A 14,666-nucleotide genomic window follows, 5' to 3' on the forward strand; every position below is an offset into this window, starting at 1 on the left:
TCGTTTTTAACAAACTACTATTTATCTATATTTAGGAGGAAATAAATTATGAATTATATCGCAGCAGCAATCGCAATCATGGGAGCAGCTATCGGAGCTGGTTATGGTAATGGTCAAGTAATCTCTAAAACAATCGAATCAATGGCACGCCAACCTGAAATGTCTGGTCAATTACGTACAACAATGTTCATCGGGGTAGCCTTAGTTGAAGCTGTTCCTATTCTAGGTGTGGTTATTGCCTTGATTCTAGTCTTTGCTGTTTAATCAATTAACTGTTTGAGGATAGGACTACTGTCACTAATCCTCTTTTAATTGTCAAAAACTGAAAAAAAACAACCTGATTATTTTCAAAATAATTGAGTTGTTTCATCATAATACTAGAACAAAAGGCGTTGAGGAGGCTGTTTCAATCATTGAAGTCAGGATTCCTTCATCATCCATGAGATACACCTTAAAGAAAGGAAGGCTAGCCTATGCTGAATCAATTGGCAATTGCAGAAGTTGGTAATCCGATGTTAGGTAATATCATCGTTGTCAGCGGCTCATTTTTGATACTAATGTTTCTATTGAAACATTTTGCTTGGGGACCAATCAGCGATATTTTGAAAAAACGTGAAGATAAGATCGCCAATGATTTAGATTCTGCCGAAAAATCTCGCATCAATTCAGCAAAAATGGAACAAGAACGCGAACAACAATTGTTAGCGTCTCGCTCTGATGCAGCTGATATCATTAAAAATGCGAAAGAAAGTGGAGAATTAAGCCGTCAAAATATTTTGAAGGAAACGCAAGAAGAAGTTGCACGTCTAAAAAGCAAAGCGCAAACTGATATCATGTTAGAACGTGATACAGCTTTAAACTCTGTAAAAGATGATGTAGCAGATCTTTCTCTTCAAATCGCGGCTAAAATCTTGAACAAAGAATTGTCTCCAGAAATGCATGAATCTTTAATCAATCAATATATCGAAGGTCTAGGTTCTTCAAATGAAACTAGATAAATATACTGTCGGCAGACGCTACGGTAAAGCACTATTTGAACTGGCGATCGATTCAAATAGCGCAGAAGAAATTTACCAAGAATTACTAAGCTTACGCCAAATCTATAGTGAAATACCTGGATTAGGCAACGTACTTAGTGACGTCCGCTTAGAACCTCACGAAAAACGAATCATTATGGATAAACTTGTCAGTGGGTTTGACGGTATCGTGAAAAACTTTTTAGAAGTGGTCTATAGTTATAATCGGATGTCTGAATTATCGTTTATGATCGATGAATACGAACACCGTTACAACGATTACAAAGGACTACTTTTAGGTAGTGTAAAAACAGCAGTACCACTTTCTGATGAACAATTACAAAAACTAGAAATGAATGTTGCAAAAACAATGGACTATCAAACAGTTGAATTGAAGCAAATCGTTGATTCTTCTATTATTGGTGGGGCAATTGTTGAAGCCAACCATCGAGTGATCGACGGAAGCATTCGCACGCAATTAGAAAAAATGCGTAATCAATTAAATAGATAGTACAAAGAGGTAGGTGAATCGAATGGCTATCAAAGCAGAAGAAATTAGTGCCTTGATCAAAGAACAAATTGAAAATTATCAAAACGTGCTTTCAGTCGAAGAAATCGGTACCGTGACTTATGTCGGTGATGGGATTGCTCGTGCACACGGTTTAGAAAATGCGATGAGTGGTGAGTTGCTTGAATTTTCAAACGGCTCATACGGAATGGCGCAAAACTTAGAATCAAATGATGTAGGTATCATTATCCTTGGTGATTTCGAATCCATTCGTGAAGGAGACAAAGTAAAACGAACAGGTAAAATCATGGAAGTTCCAGTTGGGGACGCCTTGATCGGACGTGTCGTTAATCCGCTAGGTCAACCAATCGATGGGTTAGGAGAAATCGTTACAGATAAAGTTCGACCAGTCGAAGCGATGGCACCAGGCGTTATGCAACGTAAATCTGTCAATGAACCAATGCAAACAGGTCTAAAAGCCATCGATGCTTTAGTTCCAATCGGACGCGGTCAACGTGAATTAGTTATTGGTGACCGTAAAACGGGTAAAACATCTATCGCAATCGATACGATCCTTAACCAAAAAGGTCAAGATATGATCTGTATCTATGTGGCGATCGGTCAAAAGGATTCTACTGTGCGTACACAAGTAGAAACTTTGAAAAAATATGGAGCAATGGATTACACGATCGTAGTCAATGCGGGTGCATCACAACCTGCGCCATTACTTTATATTGCGCCTTATGCAGGAACTGCAATGGGTGAAGAATTCATGTACAACGGCAAACATGTATTGATTATCTTTGATGACTTATCAAAACAAGCTGTTGCTTATCGTGAACTTTCATTGCTATTACGCCGTCCTCCAGGTCGTGAAGCTTATCCAGGGGATGTTTTCTACTTGCACTCACGTTTACTAGAACGTGCGGCAAAACTAAGTGATGATTTAGGTGGCGGTTCAATGACTGCTTTACCATTTGTTGAAACACAAGCTGGAGATATCTCTGCTTATATTCCAACAAACGTTATTTCAATCACTGACGGACAAATCTTCTTAGAAAGTGACTTGTTCTACGCCGGAACTCGTCCAGCCGTTGATGCTGGTTTATCCGTTTCCCGTGTAGGTGGTTCTGCTCAAATCAAAGCAATGAAAAAAGTGGCAGGAACATTACGTCTTGACTTAGCAAGTTACCGTGAATTAGAAGCATTTACCCAATTTGGTTCTGATTTAGATGCTGCGACTCAAGCGAAATTGAATCGTGGACGTCGTACAGTTGAGATCTTGAAACAAAAACTTCATGCACCACTAGCTGTTGAAAAACAAGTAGTTATCTTATATGCTTTGACACATGGATTCTTAGATAGTATTCCAGTTGACAGCATCTTAGATTTTGAACATGAATTATTTGAATATCTAGATACGAATCATGCAGATATCTTTGAAACGATCCGTACAACGAAAGATCTTCCAGAAGAAGAACGATTGAATCAAGCGATCCAAGAATACAAAGATATTTTCTTAGCGACAAAAGGAAACACTTCTTCAACAGAAGACAAATTGAAATCCATTCAAAATGCATAGTGAGGTGAGATGAATGGGCGCTTCATTAAATGAAATCAAGACTCGGATTGCTTCAACGAAGAAAACGAGTCAAATCACTCGAGCAATGCAAATGGTGTCCGCTTCTAAACTGACAAAATCTGAAGCTTCTTCTCAGAAGTTTCAGATTTATGCAAATAAAGTCAGAGAAATCGTCACTCATTTGACAGCTACTCAACTAAATGATATTGCTTCTGATAATCCTCGTGGAGATATCAATTACAATAGTATGTTAATCAGCCGTCCGGTAAAGAAAACGGGGTACATCGTGATTACCGCTGATGGTGGTTTAGTTGGTGGCTATAACAGTTCGATTTTAAAGCAAACAATGTCTATTTTAGAAGAAGACCATAAATCTCCTGACGATTATGTGATGATCGCAATCGGAGGTACAGGTGCAGATTTCTTCAAAGCTAGAGGAATTAATTTGGCTTACGAATTACGTAATTTATCGGACCAACCAAGTTTTGATGAAGTGCGTAAAATCGTAGGTATGGCAACAACGATGTATCAAAATGAAGTATTTGATGAATTGTACGTATGCTACAATCATCATATCAATTCACTAACTAGCCAATTTCGTGTAGAAAAAATGCTGCCAATTTCAGATTTAGATCCAGAAGAAGCAACTACTTTTGACCAAGAATACATTTTTGAACCTTCAAAAGAAGAAATCTTGGCGCAGTTATTGCCTCAATATGCGGAAAGCTTAATCTATGGTGCAATCGTTGATGCGAAGACAGCAGAACACGCTGCCGGCATGACTGCCATGAAGACAGCAACGGATAATGCTGCAACGATCATTGATGATTTGACGGTATCTTATAACCGTGCAAGACAAGGGGCTATTACCCAAGAAATTACCGAAATTGTTGCCGGAGCTTCGGCGCTAGAATAGTATTGAGATTGGAGGAAAAAAGATGAGTTCAGGCAAGATTGTTCAAGTAATCGGTCCCGTTGTCGACGTGGAATTTTCTTTAGACCAATCCTTACCAGATATCAACAACGCATTAGTTGTTTATAAAAATGATGAGAAAAAATCAAAAGTTGTTCTTGAAACAGCATTAGAATTAGGGGACGGAGTGATCCGTACCATTGCCATGGAATCAACAGATGGTTTACAACGTGGTATGGAAGTTATCGATACTGGTAAAGCCATTTCTGTTCCAGTAGGGAAAGATACACTAGGACGTGTATTCAACGTTTTAGGAGATACGATCGATTTAGGATCATCTTTCCCAGAAGATGCAGAACGTAGTGAGATTCATAAAAAAGCACCAAGCTTTGATGAATTAAGTACTAGTACGGAGATCCTTGAAACTGGGATCAAAGTTATCGATTTGTTAGCACCTTACTTAAAAGGTGGGAAAGTTGGATTATTCGGTGGTGCCGGTGTAGGTAAAACGGTATTGATCCAAGAATTGATCCATAATATTGCCCAAGAACATGGTGGTATTTCTGTATTTACCGGTGTTGGGGAACGTACTCGTGAAGGAAATGACCTTTACTATGAAATGAAAGATTCAGGCGTTATCGAAAAAACAGCGATGGTGTTCGGACAAATGAACGAACCACCAGGTGCTCGGATGCGGGTAGCTTTGACTGGTCTGACGATCGCTGAATACTTCCGTGATGTAGAAGGTCAAGACGTGCTATTGTTTATTGATAATATTTTCCGTTTCACTCAAGCTGGTTCAGAAGTATCTGCCCTTTTAGGTCGTATGCCTTCTGCCGTTGGTTACCAACCAACGTTAGCAACTGAAATGGGTCAATTACAAGAACGTATCACATCAACGAAAAAAGGTTCGATCACTTCGATCCAAGCAATCTATGTACCAGCCGATGACTATACTGACCCAGCGCCAGCAACAGCATTTGCCCACTTAGATGCTACAACAAACTTAGAGCGTAAATTGACAGAACAAGGGATCTATCCAGCCGTGGACCCATTGGCTTCATCTTCAAGTGCTTTGGCACCTGAAATCGTTGGTGAAGAACATTATAAAGTAGCGACTGAAGTCCAACATGTCTTACAACGTTACCGTGAATTACAAGATATCATTGCGATCTTAGGGATGGATGAATTATCTGATCAAGAAAAAGTTTTAGTTTCACGTGCACGTAGAGTTCAATTCTTCTTGTCACAAAACTTTAACGTAGCGGAACAATTTACAGGTCTTCCTGGTTCTTATGTACCAGTTGAAGAAACAGTCAAAGGTTTCCGTGAAATCTTAGAAGGTAAATACGATGATCTTCCTGAAGAAGCATTCCGAAGTGTTGGTAGAATAGAAGACGTCGTAGAAAAAGCGAAAAAACTAGGCTACTAGAAAGGGGTGCCCCATGGATCAATATTTAACTGTGAATGTGGTGACTCCTGACGGTTTGGTCTATGATCACCATGCAGCGATCGTAGTAGCACGTACTACAGCGGGGGAAATTGGTATTTTACCTAAACATGCGCCGATCATCGTTCCATTAACAATTGATGAAGTCCGTGTGAAGAGAACAGACTCTGATACCCACGTCGATTGGATTGCTGTCAATGGCGGAATCATGGAAGTTCGTGACAATGTTGTTTCAATCGTTGCCGATAGTGCAGAACGTGAAAGAGATATTGACGTTTCTCGGGCAGAAAGAGCCAAACAACGTGCTGAGCGACAAATCGCAGAAGCAAAAGAAAAAGAAGATACGAATGAATTGAAACGTGCGACAGTTGCTTTGCATCGTGCAATCAACCGAATCAAGGTTTCAAAACATTCTTAAAAGCAACGAATGAGGACCTAACAAGTAGGCCTTTAAAAATCCAAGATTCTTAAGGAGATTCCTTAGAATTTTGGATTTTTTTATCGTTTTTTTTATTGGTAGTTATATTCTAAACATAAAAAGTAAAGAACAATTACTTCTTTATTACATAAAAATATGGAACTTTCATCATTATGATACTATGGTAAACTAATTGCAGTAAAAAAGGAGGTATTATAATGCCGAAAAAGGTTCAACGGTTTTCCACAGAAGACACAAAAGAAGAAACACATACGCAACAAAAATCGCTATCTTACTCAGAAATAGTAGGCAATCTTACGGATGATCAAACAGTTTCGTTACATAAACAATTACAAGAATTTAGGGACTATCTTTTAAAGAAGAGCCTTGAATCAGAAAAACAAGAAAAAGAGGAGTTTCCATCTAACAGACATCATTTTGGTCCACCTCTATCGGAAAATAATACAGATAATCTTGCTGAGCAACAACACTCGCGATCGGAAACAATTCAAAGAAAGAGAACGTTGCAAAACATTATTAACGAAAATGAACTGAAAATGATTCAAAACCAAGATAGTCATGCAGTGTCAGAACAGAATAACAAAGTACAAGTTCCCCCGTATAAGAAACAAAAAGTTGCTCCAGAGAACGAACTGGAAAATCATTTGGAGTACTCATTAGATGTCGAACGGTTACTAGAAATAGAAGAAATGTTGGGGATCAGAAACACTTCCCAATCAACAACGCTGTCTACCAAAGTCCAAGAGTCTTTATATGAAACTAAGGAATTTGTACAAGATACAAACGTGCCAATAGAAAGTAATAGCGAGTTCAGCTGTTCAACACAACAACCATTGGAGAATGGGCAGACAAGCACTCAAAGTAAGAAGGAACAAGCGCTTGTTGAATCAGTGAAGTGTTTGTTGGAGCAAAGACATAAACTATTTTTTTTTGCGATTAGCTAAAAAACATGAGATGAGTTGTCAAACTGTAAAAAACATTTTAATTGAGAATAATATAGATGTAACTGCTGAGAATAATAAAATAAAAGTAGAGTCTGAAGAAAAAGCACGGCAATTATTAACGGAAGTATTTCACGGAAGGAAAAATTTATCATTTGAAAATATTAAACAAATGGTACGATTGAACAACAATGATATTACAATTTTAGCTAAGAATCACTTAAAAGTTCTCCTAGAACAAGCACACGCATCTCATCTGAATGGTTCTCAGAAGGAAACTTCAATAGATAGGATTCTTTTGACATATTCTGAATGGACTATACCAATGCAATATAAATTGTCAAGGCTGGATACTAAATTAAAAGAACAGATAGATAAATACGGCGTAATAAACATAAATGAAATATCAAAGAAAATACCATGTAGCCAAATTGATGTCATCAAGCGAACAGGGCAGTTAAATTATCAGCAATATCTCCCACCAATTTATATATTTCACCCGCAACTAAATGAGAAAATCCAAAAGCCATTTTATGATGCAATAATACAAGATAAATCGATTCCTACTGATCAAACAAATCAATTTTTTAATCCTAGTACTGATCAAAACATTGCTTATTCGAAAGAACGAATAAAATTAAATCTCGCTAGAAAAGCTGAGTTTGAAACAGCAGAACAAAAAAACAAGACAATTATGGATCAGAGAACTCAGTTAAAAAAACAACCGATTAGAAACAATCAATCTCCCGCTATGGAAGAACGTTGAGTGTTTTAATTTTCGTAGTATGACTATTTTTTTGTTAAATCGGAATAGGACAAAAGAAAAAAGTTCAAAGGAGGACGATTATTGCTGCTATTATTTACCTTGAAAACTAAAAATAAATAAACTTATGGGAAGGAAAATGAACGATGAAACAGGAAATAATTCTATTTTATGGCTTATCAACAAAAGCGGAAAACTTACAGAAACAGATTGAAAAAATTAGAAAAAAAGGATTCTATTCAAGTGTTACTGAAGGACAAGGTCCCTGTGATATCAGAGAGTACAATAATCATTTTTCATCGATTACATATGATCACCCAAAAAATCCGATGAATCTTGAATACTTAAAAGATTTTTCAATAAATTGGAAAAAATATATTTCACCATTTAAAGATTGGTGGCCTTTATGGTCTTACTATTTTCAACGCACACAAGATACTGAAAAAAATAAAGTAAACAATTTTAATCCTGGGCTACATAAAGCTACGAAAAAAAATATAGAACACCTATGTGAGAAAAATCGCAAATATACAGGACAGCTGATTGTTAGAGGTTGTAAAATTGGATTAGACAGTGCAAGAGATAATGAAAATGTAACCATTTATTATTGTATTGATGATTTAGATATGAAACGTATTATAGAAAAAAAGATAAAAAGGCTTTCACTCCTAAAGAACTTCGCTATCTCTTTCGCAATTGGAAAGATTTTGAAGGAAAGGTACATTTTTTTGAAGATGGATATGAAGTGCCTGCACCTTGGAAAACACCTCCAAATGAATGGAAAAGTTATAAACCAAAAAGTTGGCAAACGTTGAATGAACAACCACCCTTTCAAAAGAATCAAGTGAAACCAGAAACAATCAACCAACGAATATGTAGACAAAAGTATCTAAATGAAATAAAAAATAAATTATTTGAGCTAAAAGTAGCAGAACAACCATCCTTTAAAGAAAATCAAGTGAAACCAGAAACAATCAACCAACGAATATGTAGATAAAAGAATTTAAATGAAACAATAACAAATAACTTAGCTGACCTTAAAGTACAAGCAAAGAAGATGGCAAAAAAAAGAAATAGACTTGATTGTACGATCATCAAGAAATTAAACAAAGGATTTTTTGTTCCTACACTATAAGAGAGGGCATATATTTATATTAAATAATCGTTTAATTATCAATGGTAAATTCTATTATAATGATATGAGTACATAAGCAAATAAGGAACAACTTTCATCAAAAAAGCATGTGAAATAGTAGTTAAAATAGTTTATAAAAATAAGGTATTGAAACAGAGTCATCATTTGAATGTAAAGTTCTTGAAAATTCTCGTCTCGTTTAGCCAACAAATTCCATCTTTTTACAACCAATAATTTCTCTATTTTTCCAATTTATGGTATCATCATTTTGTTAGTTATTAAAAAAAGTATAATTTTGAAGGGACGTCACTATGCAAGTATACGGAATTGATGCAATTATTCGAATCGTGAGTCATTTAGCTTTTATTTATCTGGCTTTCTGGTCGTTGCGGTCACTGCGAATTGAGATGTTTTTTAAAAAATTGCATGATACGCAAATTCGAATGGCGATTGTATTCTTCTCTATTTTTTTAGGATATACTGCCAGTAATTTCTTCTTAGAAATTATTGCATTGTGTCGAAATCTTTTCGTTAGCCTGCAGTAAAAAAAGGTACTATAAAAAAAGGTACTATTTTAATAAAAGAAATGATATAATAGAAAAGATTTTGAGTCTTTATAGCTCATTGGAATTTTTTGGGGGGAACAACATGGAAGAGATCATCGTCAAAGGTGGCAAACAATTGAATGGAACAGTAAAAATCGAAGGAGCTAAAAATGCTGTTCTACCTATTTTAGCTGCTAGTTTGTTGGCTGAAGAAGGAACAACCGTTTTAGACAACGTTCCAATTCTTTCTGACGTCTTCACTATGAATCAAGTGATTCGTCATTTAAATGTAGATGTAGTGTTTGATGAAGACAATAATCAAGTAACGCTTGATGCGTCAAGACAATTAGAAATCGAAGCGCCATATGAATATGTGAGTCAAATGCGTGCTTCTATCGTTGTAATGGGACCATTACTTGCTAGAAATGGTCATGCAAAAGTTGCCATGCCAGGGGGATGTGCGATTGGGAAACGTCCAATTGATTTACATCTTAAAGGATTCCAAGCATTGGGTGCGAAAATCATTCAAAAAAATGGCTACATCGAAGCTATTGCGGATGAATTGATCGGTAACACGATCTATTTAGATTTTCCAAGTGTTGGAGCCACTCAAAATATCATGATGGCAGCAGTAAAAGCTAAAGGAACAACGATCATCGAAAACGTCGCTCGAGAACCTGAAATTGTAGATCTTGCAAATATTTTAAATAAAATGGGCGCAAATATCTATGGTGCTGGTACGGAAACGATGCGTATCGAAGGAGTCGATCATCTGCATGCAGTGAAACACGCAATTGTTCAAGACCGGATCGAAGCAGGTACCTTTATGGTAGCAGCAGCGATGACTGAAGGAAATGTCTTGATCGCAGATGCAATCTCAGAACATAATCGTCCGTTGATTTCTAAATTAATTGAAATGGGTGCAACGATCACTGAAGAAGAAGGCGGCATTCGAGTTGTTGGTCCAAAACATATTTTACCAACTGACGTCAAAACAATGCCTCATCCTGGTTTTCCGACAGACATGCAAGCCCAAATGACTGCTATTCAGTTAGTCGCTGAGGGAACGAGCATGGTGACTGAAACAGTTTTTGAGAATCGCTTCCAACATTTGGAAGAAATGCGCCGTATGAACGCCCATGTGAAGATTGATGGAAATGTAGCGATTATGGACGGGAATCATGAATTACAAGGTGCTGAAGTTTATGCAACAGATTTACGAGCTGCTGCAGCATTAGTACTTGCTGGTTTAAAAGCAAATGGCATAACACGCGTTCGCAATCTTAAATACTTAGATCGTGGTTATTATCAATTCCATATTAAATTGCAAAACTTAGGTGCAGATGTGGAACGTGTGGCAATCGATCAAACGCCCGCTGATAAAACAGCTCAAGTCACTGTTTAAGGACGTGATAAAATGAGTAGCCAACGGTATATTTTAATCACATTGGTGAAGATTTTAGTTGTCATACTACTACTAATTCTTTTATTTGTAGCTGGAACAATGATTGGATACGGGGTTATCGGTGGTGGAAATCCGTTTAAGGTTTTTCAACCAAGTTTGTGGCTGCACATCCAGGATTTTTTCAGATAAAGAGTTTTGTGAAAATGATAGTGTAAGCAAACAAAGGATTTCTTAAAACGAATTTTCGCTTTTGAGAAGTCCTTTTTTATTGTGAGTCATTCCACTGTTTGGCAGATTATTGCTCCTTTGAACAGTCGTTTGTCATGAATAGGAGAATGAGGATCAAAGCTTTAATAATGAGGTGATGAGATGAAAAAAATCTTAGTGGCTATTGTCCGTTTTTATCAACGGTTTATTTCTCCTGCTTTCCCACCTAGCTGTCGGTACTATCCTACTTGTTCAAACTATATGATACGTGCGATTCAAGTACACGGTGCATTTAAAGGAACGCTGATGGGGACAGCACGCATTTTGCGTTGCCATCCATTCGTAAAGGGCGGAATCGATTACGTGCCTTTAAATTGCCAATTGACACGTAATAAAAAAGATAAAGAGATGCCTAATTATGATGAAAAATAAACAGTCAGGTAAGACCGAGCATTCTGAAGAAAAAAGAATTGTCAAACTAGAGCAATCAACTTTACCTTGGTCATTATTGTTGGATGCAGATCCTGAAGAGGAAAACGTCCAACGATACATTGATCAAGGTGCTGGTTTTATATGGAAAGCAGAAAACGACATTCAAGGAGTGATCGTTTTTATCACAAATAAATTAGTGTTTGAAATAATGAATTTAGCTGTAGCTCCAAAAGTTCAAGGTCAAGGAATCGGCTACGCGTTGCTTACCCATACACTAAAAGAAATGAAAAAGTTAAAAACCACCCAACAACAAGTCATTATTCGGACGGGGAGTACGTCATCAGCAGCTTTACAACTGTATAAAAAAATCGGCTTCCTGGAAATTTCTAGAGAAAAAGATTATTTTGTCAAAAATTATAAACAGCCAATCTATGAAAATGGCCAACGTTTACGAGATCAAGTAACTCTAGCAAAGAAAATTTGAACTCATCCATAAAAAGGCTTTCAAAATACTGTGGCTTGACTTAAAATAAAAACAGTATGAGAAAAGGAGACAAATAAATGATGGGTATTTTAGTTTTTGATTTTGGTGGTTCCGCAGTAAAATATGGCTATTGGAATGGACAAGCGCTTGAAGACACCAGCCAATTTCCGACTCCTAAGACATGGGAAGAAATGAAAGCGCATTTAAAACAGGTATTCCAAACGTTTGTAAAACAGAAGGCGATTGAAGGCGTAGCAATCAGCGCACCTGGAGTAGTGAATCAGGAGAAACAGCTGATTGAAGGGATTAGTGCCATTCCTTATATCCACGGATTCAATATTTTTCATGAACTGGAAGAACTCTTCCATTTACCAGTGACGATCGAAAATGATGCTAATTGTGCTGGAATGGCTGAGTATTATGAAGGCGCAGCGAAAGAATATCAACATGTAGCATTTGTTGTACTTGGGACTGGAGTAGGTGGGGCAATCTTTACCCAAGGACAACTAAATAAAGGCGCTCATTTGTACGGGGGAGAATTTGGCTTGATGTTCTTAGAAGGCAATCAAACATTTAGTAAGCTTGGTACAGCAGTTCAAATGGCTTGGCGTTACTGTGACCGTTTGGGAGTTTCACGTACGACTTATAGCGGAAAAGAAGTCTTTGAACGAGCAGAACAAGGGGATGAACTAGCAAAAGAAGAGGTAGATAATTTTTATAATTATTTAACAAAAGGTTTGTTTAGTATCCAATTTTCGATTGATCCTGAAGTCATCGTGATTGGCGGGGGGATCTCTGCAAAAGCAGGGTTATTAACAGAAATCAATCAACGAATGAAACAATTAACTACTGATTTAGAACTAAATGACTTTGATCCTAAAATTTTATTATGTGATTATCGAAATGATGCAAATTTGATTGGAGCAGCTGCCAATTTCACCGCTCAACGTGAAGGTTTAGTTCAATGATGCATAGCGTTGAACAAAACTTTTAGACATATGGTAGGCATTCCATGATTGAATATGATAAACTATCATGGAGGTGGAAAAAGATGTCAAAAAAAATAAAGATATTGAAGTACGTATCGAAGAAGTCAAAAAACAAATCAAAGGAACAACTTATGATGTGACTAAGTTATTTATTGGTAAAAAAATGATTGGGGAAATTTTGGCTTATGGACCAAAAGAATTTGAAATTTTTTTGGTGAAGAAGATTTTGGGAAAGAAAAGAGTCTTGAAAACGCGATAGAAACAGTTATTCGTCACTGGAATCTACACGAATAAAAAAATATCAAAAAAATTTTCAATAAGGGGTTGCAAAAATCTGGAAAATTAGGTATTATAACTAAGTCAGGTTGATACAAACCTTTCGGAGGAGTAGCGAAGTGGCTAAACGCGACGGACTGTAAATCCGTTCCTTAGGGTTCAGTGGTTCGAATCCACTCTCCTCCATTTCATTGGGGTATAGCCAAGCGGTAAGGCAAGGGACTTTGACTCCCTCATGCGTTGGTTCGAATCCAGCTACCCCAGTAGTACGGAGTGATCTATTAAGATCACTCTTTTTTTGTGTGAAAACAGCTTGTTTCTTGAAGATTATCAAGAAATAGGCTAGAGTGAATAGTAGGTAGATCAAAAAAAGGGGGCAGTAAAATGAAGTGGAAAGAAAAAGTAGATGAGACTGCAGAGAAAATCTATGATTTGATTAAGTCGGAAAAGTATCAGGTAGAAGTCCGGTTACCGAAAAAATCAGAAAAAGCGATACAAGTGAAATCAAAGCGTCCAACCAATCACACAAAAAAATGGCTTTCAAAAAACCGTTAAGAATAACACAATCTCTAAAAAACAGTGATTTTGCTGTCTTTTGGAGGTTTTGTTATTTTACAAAATGATTTTCAATCCTTCCACTTGGATTAAAGAGGAAGGAAACACAATTACTTACATAAACTTTCGGATAAAATAAACGGGTTGGCAAATGATTGATCGACAATTAGTCGAGCAAAAGAAACTTTTTCCTTTTCAGTTGTGAACCAGGTATATACCAGTTATAATAAAGGAAATGAAAGGGCGGATATACGTTATGTCGAATCAACTACCAGTCTATATACAAATCCATGATCAGATCAAAAGTGAAATCGAACAAGGTATTTGGAAAATCGGTGATCGCCTTCCTTCTGAAAGAGAATTGGCAGTGAAATTCAATGTTAGTCGAATGACTTTACGTCAAGCCATTCAAAACCTGGCTGATGAAGGGATTTTGGAAAGAAAAATTGGCTCAGGTACATATGTTGCAAGAGAAAAAGTCCAAGAAAAGATGTCGGGTGCGACCAGTTTTACTGAAATTATGGAATCACAGAATCGAGTACCCTCCAGTCGGACAATCTCTTATTTTTTAACTTCCCCAAGTTCTAGTGAAATGGAGAAGCTGAAACTGGAAAAAGACGAAACGATTCTTCGTATGGAACGAATTCGTTATGCTGATGATATACCAATCTGTTTTGAAGTAGCCAGTATCCCGCAAAAGATTATTGCAGACTATAGTAAATCTGAAATTACCAATTCTCTTTATCGGGTACTCGAAGAGAAAAGTGGGCATAAGATCGGGGCAGCTAATCAAACAATAACAGCCATTCTTGCTTCAGAAAAAATTGCAGAATATTTAGAAGTAAAAAAAGGAGATGCTGTGTTACGTTTACGCCAAACTTCTTATTTTGATGACGGTACCCCATTTGAATATGTTCGTACGCAATATGTAGGGAATCGTTTTGAATTTTATTTAGAGAAATAAAAGAGGGATGCGAAACAGTCCAAATAAAGAAGAGCCTGAGACAAGTTTTGTCCTAGGCTCTT

Annotated in this window: 19 protein-coding genes, 2 tRNA genes and 1 pseudogene; all 22 read left to right on the forward strand. The window is 36.8% G+C overall.

Going from position 1 to position 14,666, the window contains the following annotated elements:
- The first annotated feature begins 48 nt into the window (after positions 1 to 48).
- The 22 genes and pseudogenes from atpE (at position 49) to EHR_RS08065 (ending at position 14,604) form a co-directional block, all read left to right on the forward strand.
- Positions 49 to 264: an ATP synthase F0 subunit C gene (gene atpE, locus EHR_RS07975; RefSeq protein ID WP_010718599.1), complete on the forward strand. Its 216-nt coding sequence runs from the start codon at positions 49 to 51 to the stop codon at positions 262 to 264.
- Positions 265 to 473: 209 nt separating this feature from the next.
- Positions 474 to 998: a F0F1 ATP synthase subunit B gene (atpF, locus tag EHR_RS07980; protein WP_010718598.1), complete on the forward strand. Its 525-nt coding sequence runs from the start codon at positions 474 to 476 to the stop codon at positions 996 to 998.
- Positions 985 to 1,527: an ATP synthase F1 subunit delta gene (atpH, locus tag EHR_RS07985; protein ID WP_010737988.1), complete on the forward strand. Its 543-nt coding sequence runs from the start codon at positions 985 to 987 to the stop codon at positions 1,525 to 1,527. The genes atpF and atpH overlap by 14 nt, the downstream gene beginning before the upstream one ends.
- A 22-nt stretch (positions 1,528 to 1,549) precedes the next feature.
- Positions 1,550 to 3,106: a F0F1 ATP synthase subunit alpha gene (gene atpA / locus EHR_RS07990; RefSeq protein ID WP_010737987.1), complete on the forward strand. Its 1,557-nt coding sequence runs from the start codon at positions 1,550 to 1,552 to the stop codon at positions 3,104 to 3,106.
- A 13-nt stretch (positions 3,107 to 3,119) separates the two neighbouring features.
- On the forward strand, positions 3,120 to 4,022 hold the full coding sequence (locus tag EHR_RS07995; protein ID WP_010737986.1) for a F0F1 ATP synthase subunit gamma: 903 nt from the start codon (positions 3,120 to 3,122) through the stop codon (positions 4,020 to 4,022).
- A gap of 22 nt (positions 4,023 to 4,044) precedes the next feature.
- Positions 4,045 to 5,451: a F0F1 ATP synthase subunit beta gene (atpD, locus tag EHR_RS08000; protein WP_010718594.1), complete on the forward strand. Its 1,407-nt coding sequence runs from the start codon at positions 4,045 to 4,047 to the stop codon at positions 5,449 to 5,451.
- Positions 5,452 to 5,464: 13 nt separating this feature from the next.
- Positions 5,465 to 5,887 carry a F0F1 ATP synthase subunit epsilon gene (locus EHR_RS08005; RefSeq protein WP_010737985.1) on the forward strand — a complete coding sequence of 141 codons (423 nt, stop codon included), beginning with the start codon at positions 5,465 to 5,467 and terminating at the stop codon, positions 5,885 to 5,887.
- 218 nt (positions 5,888 to 6,105) lie between these two features.
- On the forward strand, positions 6,106 to 6,852 hold the full coding sequence (locus EHR_RS08010) for a hypothetical protein (protein ID WP_010737984.1): 747 nt from the start codon (positions 6,106 to 6,108) through the stop codon (positions 6,850 to 6,852).
- A complete protein-coding gene (locus EHR_RS08015; RefSeq protein ID WP_014834513.1) occupies positions 6,839 to 7,615 on the forward strand; it encodes a hypothetical protein in 777 nt (258 codons plus the stop codon). Before EHR_RS08010 ends, EHR_RS08015 begins: the two co-directional genes overlap by 14 nt.
- A gap of 143 nt (positions 7,616 to 7,758) precedes the next feature.
- Positions 7,759 to 8,427 carry a hypothetical protein gene (locus tag EHR_RS08020; protein ID WP_010737982.1) on the forward strand — a complete coding sequence of 223 codons (669 nt, stop codon included), beginning with the start codon at positions 7,759 to 7,761 and terminating at the stop codon, positions 8,425 to 8,427.
- Positions 8,424 to 8,609, forward strand: coding sequence for a hypothetical protein (locus EHR_RS08025; protein ID WP_014834514.1), 186 nt, complete (start codon positions 8,424 to 8,426; stop codon positions 8,607 to 8,609). The genes EHR_RS08020 and EHR_RS08025 overlap by 4 nt, the downstream gene beginning before the upstream one ends.
- A gap of 449 nt (positions 8,610 to 9,058) precedes the next feature.
- Positions 9,059 to 9,292 carry a DUF1146 family protein gene (locus EHR_RS13810; RefSeq protein WP_010737981.1) on the forward strand — a complete coding sequence of 78 codons (234 nt, stop codon included), beginning with the start codon at positions 9,059 to 9,061 and terminating at the stop codon, positions 9,290 to 9,292.
- A gap of 103 nt (positions 9,293 to 9,395) precedes the next feature.
- Positions 9,396 to 10,697: a UDP-N-acetylglucosamine 1-carboxyvinyltransferase gene (gene murA, locus EHR_RS08030; protein ID WP_010718587.1), complete on the forward strand. Its 1,302-nt coding sequence runs from the start codon at positions 9,396 to 9,398 to the stop codon at positions 10,695 to 10,697.
- 12 nt (positions 10,698 to 10,709) lie between these two features.
- Complete coding sequence (locus EHR_RS13815) at positions 10,710 to 10,886, forward strand: DNA-directed RNA polymerase subunit beta (RefSeq protein ID WP_010737980.1); 177 nt, start codon at positions 10,710 to 10,712, stop codon at positions 10,884 to 10,886.
- Between the two features lie 180 nt (positions 10,887 to 11,066).
- On the forward strand, positions 11,067 to 11,336 hold the full coding sequence (gene yidD, locus EHR_RS08035) for a membrane protein insertion efficiency factor YidD (protein ID WP_010718585.1): 270 nt from the start codon (positions 11,067 to 11,069) through the stop codon (positions 11,334 to 11,336).
- Positions 11,323 to 11,820: a GNAT family N-acetyltransferase gene (locus EHR_RS08040; RefSeq protein ID WP_010737979.1), complete on the forward strand. Its 498-nt coding sequence runs from the start codon at positions 11,323 to 11,325 to the stop codon at positions 11,818 to 11,820. The genes yidD and EHR_RS08040 overlap by 14 nt, the downstream gene beginning before the upstream one ends.
- Positions 11,821 to 11,900: 80 nt before the next feature.
- Entirely contained in the window at positions 11,901 to 12,788 is an 888-nt protein-coding gene (locus tag EHR_RS08045; protein WP_025480524.1) for an ROK family protein, read from the forward strand.
- 67 nt (positions 12,789 to 12,855) lie between these two features.
- Positions 12,856 to 13,103 (forward strand): annotated as a pseudogene (locus EHR_RS08050) (DUF2969 family protein).
- Between the two features lie 87 nt (positions 13,104 to 13,190).
- Positions 13,191 to 13,271, forward strand: a tRNA-Tyr gene (locus EHR_RS08055).
- Between the two features lie 6 nt (positions 13,272 to 13,277).
- Positions 13,278 to 13,349: transfer RNA gene (locus EHR_RS08060), tRNA-Gln, on the forward strand.
- 120 nt (positions 13,350 to 13,469) lie between these two features.
- A complete protein-coding gene (locus EHR_RS14255; RefSeq protein ID WP_010718581.1) occupies positions 13,470 to 13,640 on the forward strand; it encodes a hypothetical protein in 171 nt (56 codons plus the stop codon).
- 256 nt (positions 13,641 to 13,896) lie between these two features.
- The gene (locus EHR_RS08065; protein WP_010737976.1) at positions 13,897 to 14,604 is read left to right on the forward strand and encodes a GntR family transcriptional regulator; all 708 of its coding nucleotides are present in this window, start codon (positions 13,897 to 13,899) and stop codon (positions 14,602 to 14,604) included.
- Positions 14,605 to 14,666: the final 62 nt, after the last annotated feature.

Source organism: Enterococcus hirae ATCC 9790 (assembly GCF_000271405.2).
Lineage (GTDB): Bacteria > Bacillota > Bacilli > Lactobacillales > Enterococcaceae > Enterococcus_B > Enterococcus_B hirae.